At 74.5% G+C, this 15564-nt stretch carries 17 protein-coding genes; 11 read left to right on the top strand and 6 right to left on the bottom strand.

Annotated elements, in window-relative coordinates; translation table 11 throughout:
- Positions 1 to 31 precede the first annotated feature (31 nt).
- From OO68_RS25010 to OO68_RS25025, 4 genes are read left to right on the top strand one after another with little or no spacing between them, the layout of a single operon-like run.
- Entirely contained in the window at positions 32 to 1174 is a 1143-nt protein-coding gene (locus tag OO68_RS25010) for a polyprenyl synthetase family protein (protein ID WP_033311154.1), read from the top strand.
- Positions 1171 to 2733 (top strand): phytoene desaturase, encoded by a 1563-nt coding sequence (locus OO68_RS25015; RefSeq protein ID WP_033311156.1) that lies wholly within the window; start codon positions 1171 to 1173, stop codon positions 2731 to 2733. The genes OO68_RS25010 and OO68_RS25015 overlap by 4 nt, the downstream gene beginning before the upstream one ends.
- Positions 2720 to 3703, top strand: coding sequence for a phytoene/squalene synthase family protein (locus tag OO68_RS25020; RefSeq protein WP_033311157.1), 984 nt, complete (start codon positions 2720 to 2722; stop codon positions 3701 to 3703). Before OO68_RS25015 ends, OO68_RS25020 begins: the two co-directional genes overlap by 14 nt.
- Positions 3696 to 4712: a Rieske (2Fe-2S) protein gene (locus tag OO68_RS25025; RefSeq protein ID WP_033311159.1), complete on the top strand. Its 1017-nt coding sequence runs from the start codon at positions 3696 to 3698 to the stop codon at positions 4710 to 4712. The genes OO68_RS25020 and OO68_RS25025 overlap by 8 nt, the downstream gene beginning before the upstream one ends.
- A gap of 55 nt (positions 4713 to 4767) precedes the next feature.
- Here the strand turns inward: OO68_RS25025 and OO68_RS25030 are convergent, their stop codons facing one another.
- The 4 genes from OO68_RS25030 to OO68_RS25045 all read right to left on the bottom strand — a co-directional run bounded on the left by OO68_RS25030 (position 4768) and on the right by OO68_RS25045 (position 9476).
- Positions 4768 to 6342 carry an FAD-dependent oxidoreductase gene (locus tag OO68_RS25030; RefSeq protein ID WP_033311160.1) on the bottom strand — a complete coding sequence of 525 codons (1575 nt, stop codon included), beginning with the start codon at positions 6340 to 6342 and terminating at the stop codon, positions 4768 to 4770.
- Positions 6339 to 7055, bottom strand: coding sequence for a class I SAM-dependent methyltransferase (locus tag OO68_RS25035; protein WP_033311162.1), 717 nt, complete (start codon positions 7053 to 7055; stop codon positions 6339 to 6341). Before OO68_RS25035 ends, OO68_RS25030 begins: the two co-directional genes overlap by 4 nt.
- On the bottom strand, positions 7052 to 8266 hold the full coding sequence (locus OO68_RS25040; protein ID WP_033311591.1) for a lycopene cyclase family protein: 1215 nt from the start codon (positions 8264 to 8266) through the stop codon (positions 7052 to 7054). The genes OO68_RS25035 and OO68_RS25040 overlap by 4 nt, the downstream gene beginning before the upstream one ends.
- A gap of 124 nt (positions 8267 to 8390) precedes the next feature.
- On the bottom strand, positions 8391 to 9476 hold the full coding sequence (locus tag OO68_RS25045; protein WP_033311164.1) for a MerR family transcriptional regulator: 1086 nt from the start codon (positions 9474 to 9476) through the stop codon (positions 8391 to 8393).
- Between the two features lie 162 nt (positions 9477 to 9638).
- Between OO68_RS25045 and OO68_RS25050 the strand changes: the two genes are divergently transcribed.
- The 6 genes from OO68_RS25050 (at position 9639) to OO68_RS25075 (ending at position 12779) form a co-directional block, all read left to right on the top strand.
- Complete coding sequence (locus OO68_RS25050; protein WP_033311166.1) at positions 9639 to 10244, top strand: sigma-70 family RNA polymerase sigma factor; 606 nt, start codon at positions 9639 to 9641, stop codon at positions 10242 to 10244.
- A gap of 94 nt (positions 10245 to 10338) precedes the next feature.
- Positions 10339 to 11169: a DUF4397 domain-containing protein gene (locus OO68_RS25055; protein WP_033311171.1), complete on the top strand. Its 831-nt coding sequence runs from the start codon at positions 10339 to 10341 to the stop codon at positions 11167 to 11169.
- 187 nt (positions 11170 to 11356) lie between these two features.
- Positions 11357 to 11818, top strand: coding sequence for a class F sortase (locus OO68_RS44350; protein WP_245237138.1), 462 nt, complete (start codon positions 11357 to 11359; stop codon positions 11816 to 11818).
- Complete coding sequence (locus tag OO68_RS25065; protein ID WP_051814797.1) at positions 11806 to 12213, top strand: hypothetical protein; 408 nt, start codon at positions 11806 to 11808, stop codon at positions 12211 to 12213. Before OO68_RS44350 ends, OO68_RS25065 begins: the two co-directional genes overlap by 13 nt.
- Positions 12214 to 12253: 40 nt before the next feature.
- Positions 12254 to 12523 (top strand): type II toxin-antitoxin system Phd/YefM family antitoxin, encoded by a 270-nt coding sequence (locus OO68_RS25070; RefSeq protein ID WP_033311172.1) that lies wholly within the window; start codon positions 12254 to 12256, stop codon positions 12521 to 12523.
- On the top strand, positions 12516 to 12779 hold the full coding sequence (locus tag OO68_RS25075) for a type II toxin-antitoxin system RelE family toxin (protein WP_033311173.1): 264 nt from the start codon (positions 12516 to 12518) through the stop codon (positions 12777 to 12779). The genes OO68_RS25070 and OO68_RS25075 overlap by 8 nt, the downstream gene beginning before the upstream one ends.
- 84 nt (positions 12780 to 12863) lie before the next feature.
- On the opposite strand, the gene ychF is transcribed toward OO68_RS25075, so the two are convergent.
- Positions 12864 to 13952 (bottom strand): redox-regulated ATPase YchF, encoded by a 1089-nt coding sequence (gene ychF, locus OO68_RS25080; protein WP_030842729.1) that lies wholly within the window; start codon positions 13950 to 13952, stop codon positions 12864 to 12866.
- 168 nt (positions 13953 to 14120) lie between these two features.
- Here ychF and OO68_RS25085 point away from each other — a divergent pair, with 168 nt between their 5' ends.
- Complete coding sequence (locus tag OO68_RS25085) at positions 14121 to 14732, top strand: DUF6542 domain-containing protein (RefSeq protein ID WP_033311175.1); 612 nt, start codon at positions 14121 to 14123, stop codon at positions 14730 to 14732.
- An 18-nt stretch (positions 14733 to 14750) separates the two neighbouring features.
- Here the strand turns inward: OO68_RS25085 and ppgK are convergent, their stop codons facing one another.
- Complete coding sequence (gene ppgK / locus OO68_RS25090; RefSeq protein ID WP_033311176.1) at positions 14751 to 15497, bottom strand: polyphosphate--glucose phosphotransferase; 747 nt, start codon at positions 15495 to 15497, stop codon at positions 14751 to 14753.
- Positions 15498 to 15564: the final 67 nt, after the last annotated feature.

The following is a 15564-nucleotide window of genomic DNA, read 5'->3' on the forward strand; positions in this document are numbered from 1 at the left end:
GCGAATGACCGGAACGGAGAAGGGGTTGGGCATGCTTGGACCGCGGCCGACGGTGGCCGGCGGGGTGGACACGAACCACGCCCCGCTCACCGCTTCCGGGGCCACGCGCGCCATGGAGGCGGTTCTCGGACGGGTGCTGGAGGACCGGCTGCGGAACTCCCGCGACACCGACGGGGTATTCGCCCGCGAGATGGCCGAGCGCGTCGCCGCGTTCGTCCGGCGGGGCGGGAAGCGGCTGCGGACGGCGTTCGTGTGGTGCGGCTGGCGGGCCGCGGGCGGCTCGGGCGACGCGGGAGCGGTCCTGCGCACGGGCGCGGCCCTCGAACTGCTCCAGGCCTGCGCCCTCATCCACGACGACGTGATGGACGGGTCACCGCTGCGCCGGGGTGCCACCGCGATGCACGTGGACTTCGCCAGGGACCACCCGGCCGGCCCGGCCGGCGGGTCCACCGAGTCGTTCGGGACGTCGGCCGCCGTGCTCGCGGGCGACCTGGCGCTGGCGTGGGCGGACGACCTGCTGACGGAGACGGCGCTCGCCTCGCCGCACGGCCCGCGGCTGCACGAGGAGTGGCGGGCCATGCGCACCGAGATGGTCGCCGGCCAGTACCGCGACCTGCGCGCGCAGGCGAGCGGCTCGTCCGGCGCCGAGGAGGCGCTGACCATCGCCGTCCTGAAGAGCGCCCGGTACACGGTCGCGCGGCCCCTGGCGCTGGGCGCGGCCCTGGCCGGCGCGGACGCCCGCACCGTGGGCGCGCTGCGGGCCGCCGGCCGGTGCGCGGGGCTGGCCTTCCAGCTGCGCGACGACCTCCTCGGGGCCTTCGGCGACCCGGCGCTGACCGGCAAACCGGCCGACGAGGATCTGCGTTCCCGCAAGCTCACCCCGCTCCTCGCCGCCGCCGTCCGGCTCGCGGAGGCCACCGGTGACCGGGACGCCGCCGCCGTGCTCGCGCCGGACGCCGAGGCCCGGCCGGGGCCCACCGTCGACCGGATGCGGGCGGCGCTGGAGCGGACGGGCGCCCGGGCCGAGGTGGAGGCCAGGATTGCGGATCTGGCGGCCACCGGGCTGCGGCATTTCGGGGCGACCGGCGCCGCCCCGGGTGTGCGGCGGGAGTTCGCCGCCCTGGTCGAGCGGGCCTCGGGGCTCGCCCCGCACCACGCGGAGGAGCTCGTATGAGGACGGTGACGGGACCGACGGACCATGTCGTCGTGGTGGGCGCCGGCCTGTCCGGGCTGGCGTGCGCCCTGCATCTGCTGGGCGCCGGCCGCCGGGTGACGCTCGTCGAACGGGACGCCGGCCCGGGCGGAAGGGCCGGGCGGGCACGGCTCGGCGGCTATCTGGTGGACACGGGGCCGACCGTGCTGACGATGCCGCACCTGGCCGACGAGGCGTTCGCGGCGGTCGGCGAGAGCCTCGGGCGGCACGTCGAGCTGATGCCCCTGCACCCGGCCTACCGGGCCGGTTTCGCGGACGGGACCTCGCTCGACGTGCACACCGACGGCGACGCCATGGAGGCGGAGGTGCGGCGCTTCGCCGGACCGGCGGAGGCGGCGGGCTACCGCATGCTGCGGGAGTGGCTGGAGCGGCTGTACCGGGCGCAGATGCGCCGTTTCATCGACACGAACTTCGACTCGCCGTTCCAGCTGGCGCACCCGGACCTGGCTCGGCTGGCGGCGCTCGGCGGCTTCGGGCGTCTCGACGGCAGGATCGGCCGCTTCCTGTCCGACGCCCGTCTGCGCCGGGTCTTCTCCTTCCAGGCCCTGTACGCCGGGGTGGCCCCGGCCCGGGCGCTCGCGGCCTACGCGGTGATCGCCTACATGGACACGGTGGCCGGTGTCTGGTTCCCCAAGGGCGGCATGCACGCGCTGCCCCGGGCGATGGCGGACGTGGCGGCCGGTGCCGGTGCCGAGCTGCGGTGGTCGGCCGAGGTGAGCGCGCTGGAGCGCTCGGCGGGCCGGGTGCGGGCGGTCCGGCTCGCCTCGGGTGAGCGCATCCCGTGCGACGCGGTGGTGCTGAGCTGCGAACTGCCCGCCGCGCACCGGCTGCTGGGCCGGGCACCCCGGCGTCCGGTACGGCTGCGGCACTCGCCGTCCGCGGTGGTCCTGCACGCGGGGACCGACCGCACCTGGCCCCACCTCGCCCACCACACGCTGTCCTTCGGCGCGGCGTGGGAGCGCACCTTCGACGAACTGACCCGGACGGGGACGCTGATGAGCGACCCGTCGCTGCTGATCACCCGTCCGACCACGCACGATGCCTCCCTGGCGCCACCGGGCCGGCACCTCCACTACGTCCTGGCGCCCTGCCCCAACACGGCCGTCGGCCCCTCCGCCGCCGCCTGGCGGGACCTGGGCCCGCGCTACCGCGACAGCCTGGTCGCCGAGCTGGAACGCCGCGGCCTGGACGGGTTCGCGGACAGCGTCGAGGAGGAACTGCTGGTGACCCCGCTCGACTGGACGGCCCAGGGCCACGCGGCCGGCAGTCCCTTCTCCGTGTCCCACACCTTCGCCCAGACCGGGCCGTTCCGGCCGCGCAACCTCGTGCGCGGGCTGGACAACGTGGTGCTCGCGGGCTGCGGGACCACGCCCGGGGTCGGCGTACCGACCGTGCTCATCAGCGGGAAACTCGCCGCCGCCCGCGTCACCGGGGGCCGCACCCGGGTGACCCGGGCGGGCCGGTCCCCCGACCACCGCCCGTCCGCCCCGACCGGAGCAGGTGCCCATGACCCGTCGTGAACTGGACGCCGCCGGGATCACCGACCCTGGTCTGCGCAGCGCCTACGGCCGGTGCCGGCAGCTCAACGCCCGGCACGGCCGGACCTACTTCCTGGCCACACGGCTGCTGCCGCTGGAACGCCGTTCCGCGGTGCACGCGCTGTACGGCTTCGCCCGCTGGGCCGACGACATCGTCGACGACCTGGACCGGCGGCTGGCGCCCGACGAGCGGGACCTGCTGCTGAAGCGGCTGGAGGGCGATCTCGCGCACGGGCTGCGGGGCCGCGGCGGGACCGAGCCGGTGGTGCGGGCCGTGGCCGACACCGCCGGCCGCTACGGCATCGAGGTGGACCTGTTCGCCGATTTCCTCGCGTCGATGCGCGCCGACCTGACCGTCACGGACTACCCGACCTATGCCGATCTGCGGGCCTACATGCACGGCTCGGCCGCGGTGATCGGCCTTCAGATGCTGCCCGTGCTCGGCACGGTCGTCCCGCGCGAGGAGGCGGCGCCGCACGCGGCGGCCCTCGGGGTGGCGTTCCAGCTGACCAACTTCCTGCGGGACGTGGGTGAGGACCTGGACCGCGGTCGGGTCTACCTGCCGGCCGACCTGCTCGCCGCCCACGGCGTGGACCGGCCGCTGCTGGAGTGGAGCAGGAGCAGCGGCCGCAGCGATCCGCGCATCCGGGCGGCGCTCGTCGCGGCCGAGGCCCTGACCAGGGACGTGTACCGGGATGCGGAACCGGGCATCGCGATGCTCGACCCGCGGGTACGCCCGTGCATCCGCACCGCGTTCACGCTGTACGGCGGCATCCTCGACGCTATCGCGCGGCACGACTACACCGTGCTGCACCGCCGGGCGGTGGTGTCCCGCCGCCGACGGGCGGCCACCGCCGCGGCCGGTGTCCTGAAGGTGGCCGGCGCGCGGTGGCGCGCGGCGCCCGCGGCGCGGCCCGCCGCGCTGGAACGGAAAGGACCGGCTCGTGACTGACCGAGCGGACAAGGCGCGCTGGACCTCACCGCTGCGGCGGCGCCGCGGCCCCGGCTGGGCGGAGCAGACGCCGACCTGGCGCGCGGCCCGCCCGGCGCTGATCGCCGACACGCTCAAGCGGGCGTCCGCCCGGCCCTCGGGCAACTGGTTCGTCGTCGGCGCCTCGCGGGCCGTGCGCCCCGGCCGCCCCTGCGGCAGGACCGTCGGCGGCGTCGAGGTGGTGCTGTGGCGCTCGGAGTCGGGCGATCTGCGGGCCGGCCCCGGTGCCTGCCCGCACCTGGGTGCTCCGCTGCGGGACAGCCGGGTGGTGTGCGGCACGCTGGTCTGCCACTGGCACGGACTGGCCCTGGACGGTGCCGCGTTCGCCGGCTGGCAGCCGTACCCCGTGCACGACGACGGGGTGCTGGTGTGGGTGCGGCTGGACGCCGTCGGGGGTGAGGAGCCCTCGGAGCGGCCCGTGGTTCCGGCCCGTCCGGCACCGGGCAGCGGGGTGGACGCGGTGTTCACGGCGGTCGGGCGGTGCGAGCCGCAGGACGTGGTGGCCAACCGGCTCGACCCGTGGCACGGATCGTGGTTCCACCCGTACTCCTTCGTCGACCTGACGGTCGTGAGGGAGCCGCAGGGCGACGAGGGGGGTGACGAGGACGACGCCTTCGTCGTCGACGTGTCCTTCCGGGTGGCGGGCCGTCTGGTGGTGCCCGTACGGGCCGAGTTCACCGCGCCGGAGCCGCGCACCGTCCTCATGCGCATCACCGAGGGCGAGGGCGCCACGTCCGTGGTGGAGACCCATGCCACGCCGCTGACCGCCGCGGACGCGGACCGGCCGCGGACGGCCGTGACCGAGGCGGTCGTCGCCGCTTCGGACCGGCGCGGCTTCGCCCTGGCCCGGGCCGCCGCCCCCGTGCTGCGCCCCCTGATGCGGGGTACGGCCGGGCGCCTGTGGCGCGACGACCTGGCCTACGCCGAGAGGCGCTGGGAGTTGCGCAGCACCGGGCGGTTCCCCGGCTGACACGACCCCGCCGGACGGGCCTGCGCTGAGCGGCCCGGGCCCGTCCGGCGGCCCTTCACCGGCGCACAGGACGCTCCGCGAGCGCCCCGAGTGCCCGCAGCACCCGGGAGCGGCCCGCCCGTGGCACGGTCCACAGCACCTGGCCGCGGACGCCCCACCGGGCGAGCAGGGCGTTGGAGGCCAGGAAACCGGTGGTGGCGGCGCGTTCCATCAGGGCCACGGGCAGGTCGCAGCGCAGTCCGTCGCCGGCCAGCGTCAGCCACGGGTGCGGGGTCCGTACGGTGGGACGCCGGTGGTGGGTGCCGACCGGGAAGAGCGGGCAGTCCGAGCGCCACTCGTGCCGGGCGTCGACGAGGCGCGCCCGACGGGTCTCCGGGTACACGCGCCGCAGCTGCCCGAGCAGTTCGTCCTGCACGGTCTGCCGGTCCGCGCCGGGGTCGACGGCGTAGGCGTGCAGTTCGACGACGGAACCCCCGTGGTGCGCGGCCCAGCGGGCGGCCTCGCCCTCGTAGCGTTCCAGAACGCTGATGTTGTCGAGGCCGTCGTAGCCGCTGGTGCCGAGGAAGCCGGGGCGGTCGGCGCGGACCGGCCGGTCGAGCCAGAGCCGGGAGACGAGGAACGGCGGGGCGGTGCGCAGGGCGGCGATGTCCTCGCGCCAGGGGGCGGTGCCGAGGCGGGGCGAGTCGGCGACGACCCGGCGCAGTCCCGCGGTGTCGAGGGCGAGCACCACCGCGTCGTGCTGCCCGGTGCCGGTGCCGGTGCGCACCTCGGCTCCCCCGGCGGCATCGGGCTCCACGCCGTGGACGGGGGTGCCGGTGCGGACGGTCACGCCGAGGCGCCGGAGGTAGTCGGCGAGCGGCTCCCACAGGGCCTGCGGGAAGGGCTCGTCGGGCACGTCGAAGAGCAGCCCCTCCGAGGAGCCGAGGAAGTAGATGTGGAACATCAGCAGCAGCTCGGCGGCGGAGAGTTCGCGCGGGTCGGCGAAGAAGCTGCGGGAGAACACCTCGAACGCCAGGTGGTGAGCGGCCTCCGGGAAGCGGACGCGCTCCAGGAAGTCGGTCGCGCCGACCCGGTCGAAGCGCGCGTACACGTCGGGCACGCGCACGTCCATCAGCGGCAGCGCCGCCCGGGCGTCCAGGGCGGCGAGGTCGCGCAGGCCGAAGGTGGGGCTGAGGGCGACGAAGCCGAGGGCGCTGAGGGGCGGGGTGCGCGGGACTCGGGCGAAACTGTCGGTCAGGCCGCCGCTGTGCCGCAGGGGGTAGTCGGGCAGCGGGGTGAGGCGGGCCAGGGAGGGGTCGGTGCGCCGCAGCAGGCCGCGCAGGTTGTAGTACTGGCGGAAGAAGGCGTGGAAGCCGCGGCTCATGGTCACCTCGGAGCCGTCGGCCAGCCGGGTGCGCCGGCCGGCGAGGCGGCCGCCCAGGGACTCCTCGCGTTCGTAGAGGGTCACCCGGGCGCCGCGCTCGGCCAGTCCGGTGGCGGCGGCGAGACCGGCGATGCCGCCGCCCACCACGGCGACGGACGGTGCGTCCTCGCGCGTGAACCGGTCCCGGCCGGGCACGGGCATGAGGACCTCGGCCTTGCGGTCCCGGCCGCGGCGGGCGGCCTGACGGGTGCTCGCCGGGCGGCTCATCGGTCGGCCTTTCCCGCCGCGGCGACGAACGTGTGCGTGATGCCGGTCTGCCATCCGGCGAGGGGCAGGGCCCGCGCGCCCGTGAATCCGGCGCGCGTCAGCCGCCCGGCGAAGGCGGCAGCGGTGTCGAAGTCGAGGACGCTGTGCCACAGGTGCCGGTACAGGGCCCGGTCTCCGGTGAGCGTGCCCGCCGGGATGATCACCCCCTGGCACACGGCCGTCCACAGCGCCCGGTGCGCGGGCGAGCCGGTGAGGCTGTACTCGTGGACGGCGAGCCTCCCGCCCGGCCGCAGCAGTCCGCGCACCGTGCCGAGCACGCCGTCCGGGTCGGAGACGTTGCGGAACAGGTAGGCGGCGAAGACCGCGTCGAAGGGCCCTTCGCCGGCCGCGTGGAGTTCCTCCGCGCTCAGGTGCAGGAACCGCACACCGTCGGGCCACGGTTTGGCCAGCGCCCGGCGCAGCATGCCCGCGGAGGCGTCCACGGCGGTGATCCTCGCCCGGGGCGCGGCCCGCAGCAGGGCCCGGGTGGAGGCGCCGGTGCCGCAGCCGAGATCGAGCAGGTGCAGACCGGCCCCGTCCCCGGGGAGCTTCAGCCGGCGGGCCGAGCGCAGCAGGTCGGCGCGGTATCCGGGGTTGAGGCCGGTGAGGCGGTCGTAGGTGCGGGACGCGTGGTCGAAGGCGCGTGCCAGGTCGTGGTCGCGCAGCAGGGTCATCGGTGGCTCTCTCCGGTTCCTGGGGCGGGGTGGGTGCGGCGGGGGAGGAAGGGCACTTCGAGCGCGGTGCGGAGCATCGGGCCCACCGGGGTGCGCAGTCCGATGCCCCACTCCTCCCGGAACGAGGTGGCCCCGTCGAGGAAGCGCAGCAGGCGCGGCGCGGGCGTCCCGCGGAACAGGCCGGTGAAGAACGCGGGGCCGTCGATCCGCCCGGTGTCCAGGGCCCGCAGCAGCACCGCGTCCATGGCGAGCGCCCGCCTCCCGTGCGGTGCGGGCACGGTGGCGCGGCCGTCGTGCAGGGCGGCTGCGATGGCCCGGCTGTGCCGCTGGACCGCGGCGAAGGTGTAGCCGGTGGCGGGGCGGGTAGCGCCGCCCGCCGTGCCGATGCGGAAGACGGCCGACCCGGCCCGCCGGGGGAAGCGGGCGTCGGTCATGGGGATGACTCCCTGTTCGGCGCTCTCCACGCCGAACTCGTCCAGGCGCAGCACCTCGCGGGCGTAGTGCCCGAGCGCCGCCTCATAGGCCCCGGTGGTCAGCGGGGTGCGGGAGAACTCGGTGTACTCGACGAGCGCCCGGTCCGGGGCCAGCGGCAGGACGTAGCCGAACGCGAGCCCGTGCCGCGGCTGGGGCACCCGGAAGTCCATGAGGTCGGCGACCGCCGGGTCGAAGCGGTCGCCGCGGGTGCGCACGAACCAGCCGCGGAAGTGCTGGAGCAGCTGCGTCCGGGCGGGTGGCAGGGCGCGCAGGGGCCGCGAGTCGAACACGTAGCGCGAGCGCAGGGTCAGGGTCCGGCCGTCCTGTGCCGTGCAGCGGACCTCCGCGCCTCCGGGGACGTCGCGCACCGTGTGGGCCGTCGCGCGCAGCAGCCGCCCGCCGGGCGCGCGCGCCAGCCGGGCGTGCACGAGTCGTTCGAAGGCCGCGGAGCGCACCATGCGGTAGCGCGCGGGGGCCGGATCGACGGTGAGCGGGTCGCCGTCCGGGCCGTGCACCCGCAGCAGGGGCCAGGTGGCGGTGACCGCCTCCTCGAAGTCGCCGTCGCCCTGGTCCCAGTAGCACCAGGTGCGCTCCGCGGGACGCGCGGGACCGTCCGGCGGTTCGACCACGGTCACGGTCGCGGCGCCGGTCTCGACCAGCCGGTACGCGAGGCTGAGGCCGGCGGCACCGCCCCCGACGACCACCACGTCCGACGTGCCGAGAGGTTCCCGGCTCACCGGGCCCACCACGCGCCGCTCATCTCCGCACTCCGCTCCCGGCCACCGGTCGGCTGTTCCCCGTCCGTCGTGTGCTGTCCGTTCACCGCTTCCGGCGGGTGCCCTGGTTCGGATGCAGCACCCCCTATGGAGATACGGCCCCCTGGCGCGAGACGACCGTCTCCAGGACCGCGACGGCCTCGGCCAGCCCCGTGGGGCGCGGCAGGCCGGGAACGGTCCGGCCGCTCCAGCCGGGCCCGATCGTCAGGACGACCGGCTTGCGGCGGGCGCCCCGCACGCCCCACTCCATCGCGGCCACGTGCTGGGCCAGCGGGCGGCTCGCGGTCGTCCGGGACTGCGCCCACAGCGCCACCGCGGCCGGCCCGGTTCTGCGGACGGCCGTGACGAGGGACTCCACGGGCAGGGCGCCGCCGAACATGCGCACCGGCAGGCCGCGTTCGGCGAGCGCGGCGGCCAGCACCTCCAGGGGCAGCGTGTGGTTCTCCCCCGGCACGCAGGCGAGCACGACGGTGGCGCCCGGGCGGTCGGCGGCCGTGGGCGGGGCGGCGCGCCGCAGCGCGCCGGAGACGTGCCAGGACAGGAAGTGCTCGACCTCGACGTACTTCTCGCCGGAGCTCTCCCACTTGCGGCCGACCGCCTGGAGGGTCGGCATGATCACCTCGGTCCAGGCGGCGACCAGGCCGTGCTCGGCGATCGCGGTCTCCAGCAGCTCGTCGAGCGCGGAGGCGTCGAGGCGCAGCGCGGCACGGGCGATGCCCTTGCACTCCTGACGCACGTCCCCGAGGCGCAGTCCGCTGCCCGCCCGGCTGCGGGCGCGGACGGACGGTCGCGGTGCCACACCCGCGTCCCTCCGGGCCGGGGCCTCCTCTCCCGCCGCCACCGGGAGAGTCGGGGTTGCCGAGGCGGCCCGAGCGGGCGGGGCCTGCTGCTGCGTCGCTTCGTCGAGCACCGTGCGCGCCGCCTCGGCGGGCGGTATCCCGGTGGCCGTCAGGGCGCACATCCGCTCCAGCCGGGCCACGTCCACGGGGGTCCACCGCCGGTGCCGGCCGCCCGTGTGCGCGTCGGGTCCGAGGCCGTAGCGCCGGTCCCAGGTGCGGACCGTGGTGGGGGCGACCCCCAGGCGCCTGGCCACCTCCCCGGTGGTCAGTCCCGTGCCGGCCGGCGCGCTCCCGGGTCCGCGGCCCCGGCTGTCCCGTTCGTGTACACCCATACCCCCGACTGTACGACGCACAAACGACGCACGTTGAGATGCGTCGTTTGTGCGCCGAACACTGGCTTCGAGCGCATGGTCGCGGCTCGGCACAGCGCGACCGGTGCGGTTCGGCAGACGGCCTTCCGTCCCCGCACGACGCACTGCAGGAGGAACCAGGCCATGATCACCAACACGCGCATCACCGCCCCCGCCGCACCCGCGGAGGAAACGCGGTACGAGGAGGAACTGGCCCGTGGCCTCGTCGCCGCCGACGAGGAGGCGTTCGCCGCGATCTACCGGCGATGGGGCTCGCTCGTCCACACCATGGCCACCCGACTGCTCGGCGACACCTACGAGGCGGAGGACGTGACCCAGCAGGTCTTCCTCGGCGCCTGGCACGGCCGGGCCGGATTCCGTCCCGAGCGGGGTCCGCTCGGCGCCTGGCTGGTCGGCATCACCCGCCGCAAGATCGTCGACGCGCTGGCGGCCCGGACGAGGCGCCTGACGCTCATCGACTCGGCCGGCCGCGACGCGGACACCACCGGGCCCGACGAGGCGGCACCGGACCGCGTCCTGGACCGGGTGCTGCTCATCGACGCCCTGGCGCAACTGCCGTGCCGGCAGCGGGAGGTGCTGTGCATGGCCTTCTACGAGGACCTGACCCAGCCGCAGATCGCGGAGCGGACCGGCATGCCCCTGGGGACCGTCAAGAGCCACGCCCGACGCGGCCTGCACCGGCTCCGCCAGGCGATAGAGCAGCCCCCGGTCCATGAAACGGACCTCTAGGGCCGGCCGTCGGCGCATCCGAGGCGGCTCCCACACCTGAAACAGGACCGAGACTCCGCACCGTACGGAGACTCCGTTCGAAGGGATGATTCCCATGATTTCACGCACCCGCATCGCCATCGCCGCCTCGACCGGTGCCTGCGCCCTGGCCCTCGGCGTCTCCGCGCCGGCCCTGGCCGCCCAGCAGCAGGACAAGGCCATGGTGTCCGTCTTCCACGGCATCCCCGGTATGACCGTGGACGTGTACGCCAACGGCGATGAACTGATCGGCGACTTCAAGCCCGGCACCGTGACGGACCCGCTGTCCCTCGACGCCGGGAGCTACGACATCCAGATCTTCGAAGCGGGCCAGGGACCCGGCGGTACTCCGGCCCTGGAGAAGAAGATCGAGGTGCCTCAGGGCGCGAACGCCACGGTCGCCGCCCACCTCACCGCCGGCGGCGATCCCGAGCTGACGGCCTTCACCAACGACGTCTCCCAGGTCGAGGCCGGCAAGTCCCGCCTGACGGTCCGCCATGTCGCGGCCGCGCCGGCCGTCGACGTCCGGGCCGGCGGACAGCCGGTGTTCAGCAACCTGACCAACCCGAAGGAGGACACCGCCGAGGTCGACGCGGGCACGATCAACGCGGATGTGGTGCTCGCCGGCACGGACACCGTGGCCATAGGCCCGGCCGACCTGAAGCTCGGCGAAGGCACCAGCAACGTCGTCTACGCCTGGGGCAGCGCCGAGGACAAGAACCTGGCCCTGGCGACCCAGACGTTCAGCGGCATGGAGTCCTCACCCAAGGGCGTCCCCGCGGGCGGCAGCGGTGCCGCCGTCGCGCCGAACTCCTCCGACCTGGGGCCGGCCTGGGCCGTCGGGGCCGGAGCGGTCGCGGTGGCGGGCCTGCTGGTGACCCGCCGGGTCGCCCGCCGGCGTGGCTGACGGCAGGCGACGGCTGACGGGACCGATGGTGGCGGCTGCCGCTCTGGCAGCCGTCCTCGGTTTTCCGGCCACGCCGTCGCAGCCGGCCGCGCCCCCGCCCGCGGCGGCGCCGCCGGAACGCCGGAGCGCGACCGCCCCGGCGGCGGCGCCCGGCACAGCGCAGGATCCACCGCCCAGGCGCGTGCTCGTGCCCCGCGCCGGCCTCGACGCCGAGGTCGGTCCGGTGGGCGTGACGGACCGGGGAGACATGGCCGTCCCCGGGGACCCGTCCCGGGCCGGCTGGTACCGCTACGGCCCCGCGCCGGGCAGTACCCGGGGTTCGGCCGTGCTCGTCGGGCACGTCGACTCCGAGTCCGGTGACCTCGGTGAGTTCCTGGCGCTGTACGACGTGCGGCGCGGAGACCGCGTCGAGGTGCGCCGGGCGGGGGGCGGGCCGGTGCACTACCGGGTCGTCTCGCGGGTCACCGTGCCCAAGGACGGCCTGCCGCCCTCGGTGTTCCGCCGGAGCGGCGCCCCCGTCCTCACCCTCATCACCTGTGCGCCTCCGTACGACCCCGGGCGAGGCGGCTACGTGTCCAACCTCGTCGTCACGGCGGAGCCCGTCGAGTCCCGCCCAGCGGGGAACGGGAGGGCGAAGTGGCCCACGTAGAGTCCGCGCACCTGGTGGAACTGGCGCTGCGCAACGCCGCCCCGACCGACGCCGACGCCGAGGCCCTGCGGCACGTCGAGCAGTGCGACCGCTGCCGCGACGAGCTCCGCATGCTGACCCGCGTTGTCGCGGCGGCCCGCACCGCGCAGCTCGTGGACCTGCCGACGGCACCCCCGGACCGCGTCTGGCAGCGGATCAGCCGGGACGTCTCCGGCACCCCGGCCGCCCCCCGGCCATCCGCACCCGCCGCGCCCCCCGGAAGGCGACTACTCCTCGCCCTACTGACTCTCGCCGCCGCCGCGGGCATCGCGGTCGCCCACCGGTACCTGCACGAGCGCGCGAAGCCGGTGCAGCGCGGGGTTGTCCGCCAGGGCCGGCGCCCGGAGCACCCATGAGCCGTAGTGTACACATGGGACACTCGGTACCCTTGGGCGCATGACGCAGCCACTGCCCATAGAGTCCATTCGCGAGGTCCGGGCACACCTCGCCGAGGTCGTGGAGCGAGCCGACCGGGACGATGTACCCACTGTGATCACCCGACGCGGCAAGCAGGTCGCCGCCGTCGTCTCCATCGAGGTGCTGCGCAAGTACCAGGAATGGGAAGAGCGCGAGATCAACCGGATCATCGACGAGCGCATGGCCCATCCGGCACCCGGCATCCCGATCGAGGACGTCATGAGGGAGACGCTGGCGCGCAGTGAGTGAGTACCGCACGGTCTTCCGCCCCGAGGCCCAGGCGGAGCTGCGCAAGATCCCGCGCGACATGGCGCTTCGCATCCTGGCCAAACTGACCGAGCTGGAGAGCGACCCCTTCGGCTTCAACACCACCGCACTCGTATCGCAGCCCGAGCGCCGCCGCCTGCGGGTCGGCGACTACCGGGTCGTCTACACGATCGACAACGGGGAGCTGGTGGTGTGGGTCGTACACGTCGGACACCGTTCCACGGTCTACGACACGTAGCCGCTTCAGGTTCCGCGCGTTGCCGCGGACAACACAACGGCCTGACCTGCTTTCTCGCAGGTCAGGCCGTTTGTCCACGTCCCATCAGACGTTGAACCGGAACTCCACCACATCCCCGTCCTGCATGACGTACTCCTTGCCCTCCATCCGCGCCTTCCCCTTCGCACGGGCCTCCGCAACCGAGCCCGTCTCCACCAGGTCGTCGAAGGAGATGACCTCCGCCTTGATGAAGCCCTTCTGGAAGTCGGTGTGGATGACGCCGGCCGCCTCGGGGGCCGTCGCGCCCTTCTTGATGGTCCAGGCGCGGGATTCCTTGGGGCCGGCGGTCAGGTAGGTCTGGAGGCCCAGTGTGCGGAAGCCGACGTGGGCCAGGGTCGCCAGGCCCGGCTCCTCCTGGCCGACGGACTGGAGGAGTTCCAGCGCCTCGTCCTCGTCGAGCTCGGCGAGGTCCGCCTCCAGCTTGGCGTTGAGGAAGATCGCCTCGGCGGGGGCGACCAGCGCGCGCTGCTCGTTCTTGAAGTCCTCGTCGGTCAGCTCGTCCTCGTCGACGTTGAAGACATAGAGGAACGGCTTGGTGGTGAGCAGGTGCAGGTCGTGCAGGAGCTCCTCGTTGCCGGAGCCCTGGACGATGCCCGCGGAGAACAGTGTGTCGCCCTTCTCCAGGATCTCCTTGGCCTCCTCGACGGCCTTGACCTTCGGCGCGATGTCCTTCTTGATGCGCGACTCCTTCTGGAGGCGCGGCAGGACCTTCTCGATGGTCTGCAGGTCCGCGAGGATCAGCTCGGTGTTGATCGTCTCGATGTCGTCCTTCGGCGAGACCTTGCCGTCCACATGCACGACGTTCTCGTCCTTGAAGGCGCGGATGACCTGGCAGATCGCGTCCGACTCGCGGATGTTCGCGAGGAACTTGTTGCCCAGGCCCTCGCCCTCCGAAGCGCCGCGGACGATGCCGGCGATGTCGACGAAGTCGACGGTGGCCGGAAGGACCCGCTGCGAGGAGAAGATCTCCGCCAGTTTCGTCAGCCGGGGGTCGGGCACGCCGACGACGCCGACGTTGGGCTCGATCGTGGCGAACGGGTAGTTGGCCGCCAGCACGTCGTTCTTGGTCAGGGCGTTGAACAGGGTCGACTTGCCGACATTCGGCAGACCGACGATTCCGATCGTGAGCGACACGTTGCGACTTCCCGTGAGTGGAGGGCCAGGAGGCCAGGGGACCGGCCGATCCACCAGTCTACGGCGTGTCCGGAACCGCCCGGGCGGACTGTCGAACGCTTGGCCAAGCCACGGCCGACGGCGTGTCTGGGGGGCCATTCGGCATATTGAACGACCTAAGTTGGTGCGGTGGAGCAACACAGGACGCGATCTCCCCAGTACGGAACGCGACAGTACGGACCGCGACGGGACCGGCCCGGGCCTCCCGGGCCGCCCCGGCAACCCGTGCCGTCCCAGGCGGGGCGGGGAGCGGGGGGCGAGCCCGTGCGCACGGCCCGGCCGCCCGGGCCGCAGCGCCGCCCGGCACCGGTACGACGGCCCGCGCCCGCACCGGCACTCACCGCCGGCCGGCTGCCGAACCCCCGGCTGACCGGCCTGGGCAGCGGGCTGTTCTGCGCGGTGGTGATGTTCCTGCTGGGCGCGCTCTGCTCGGCGCTGTTCGGGGCGTCCCTGACGGCGTACGGCGTGCTGTTCCTGCCGGTGTGCGTGCTGACCGCCCTGTGGGTGCGCCGGGGGGACCTGATGACCGCGCCGGTCGTGGTGCCGATCGCGTTCGCCGTGGGGCTGCTGCCGCTGGCCGAGGGAGGGACCGGCAGCAGGCTGATGGGCCTGCTTACGGCGCTCGCCACACAGGCCGGCTGGCTGTACGGAGGGACGCTGATCGCCGGGCTGATCGTGATCGTCCGGCGGATCAGGCTGGTGCACCGGCGGCGGACGGCGGGGGCCCGGCCGCCGGTGTGACACCCGGCAGACCAGGCCTCAGCGCCCGGCCGCCCGCATCGCCGCGCCCACGATCCCCGCGTTGTTCTGGAGCTGCGCCGGGACGATCTCGGCCTTGATGCCCTCGATGTGGGGCAGGAACTTGTGGGCCTTGCGGCTGACGCCGCCGCCGATGATGAACAGCTCCGGCGAGAACAGCATCTCGACGTGGGCGAGGTACTTGCTCACGCGGTGCGCCGCCCAGTGCTCCCACGTCATGTCGTGGTCCTCGCGGGCCTTGCTGGAGGCGCGCTTCTCCGCGTCGTGCCCGTCGAGCTCCAGGTGGCCCAGCTCGGTGTTGGGGACGAGGACGCCGTCGACGAAGACCGCGCTGCCGATGCCGGTGCCGAGGGTCAGCAGGATCACCGTGCCCCGGCGGTCGCGGCCGGCGCCGAAGTGCATCTCGGCGACTCCCGCGGCGTCCGCGTCGTTGACCACCGTCACCGGCAGTCCGCCCAGCCGCTCGCCGAGCAGCGCGCGGGCGTCGGTGTCGATCCAGCTGTCGTCGACGTTCGCCGCCGTACGGATCGTGGCTCCGTCGGTGACGACGCCGGGGAAGGTGACCCCGACCGGTCCCGTCCAGCCGAAGTGGTCGACGACCTGCTTGACGCCGTCGGCCACCGCGTCGGGCGTGGCCGGGTGGGGGGTGAGGACCTTGTGGCGCTCCTGCGCCAGGTCGCCCTTGTCCAGGTCCACCGGCGCACCCTTGATCCCGGATCCGCCGATGTCCACTCCGAAGATCTGCATGGCCCTACGTTACGACGAACGACTGACGGTCACAGGCCGGACGGCGGTCGCCGCCCGGCCCGTACCC

The organism is Streptomyces iakyrus, from assembly GCF_000717055.1.
GTDB lineage: Bacteria > Actinomycetota > Actinomycetes > Streptomycetales > Streptomycetaceae > Streptomyces > Streptomyces iakyrus.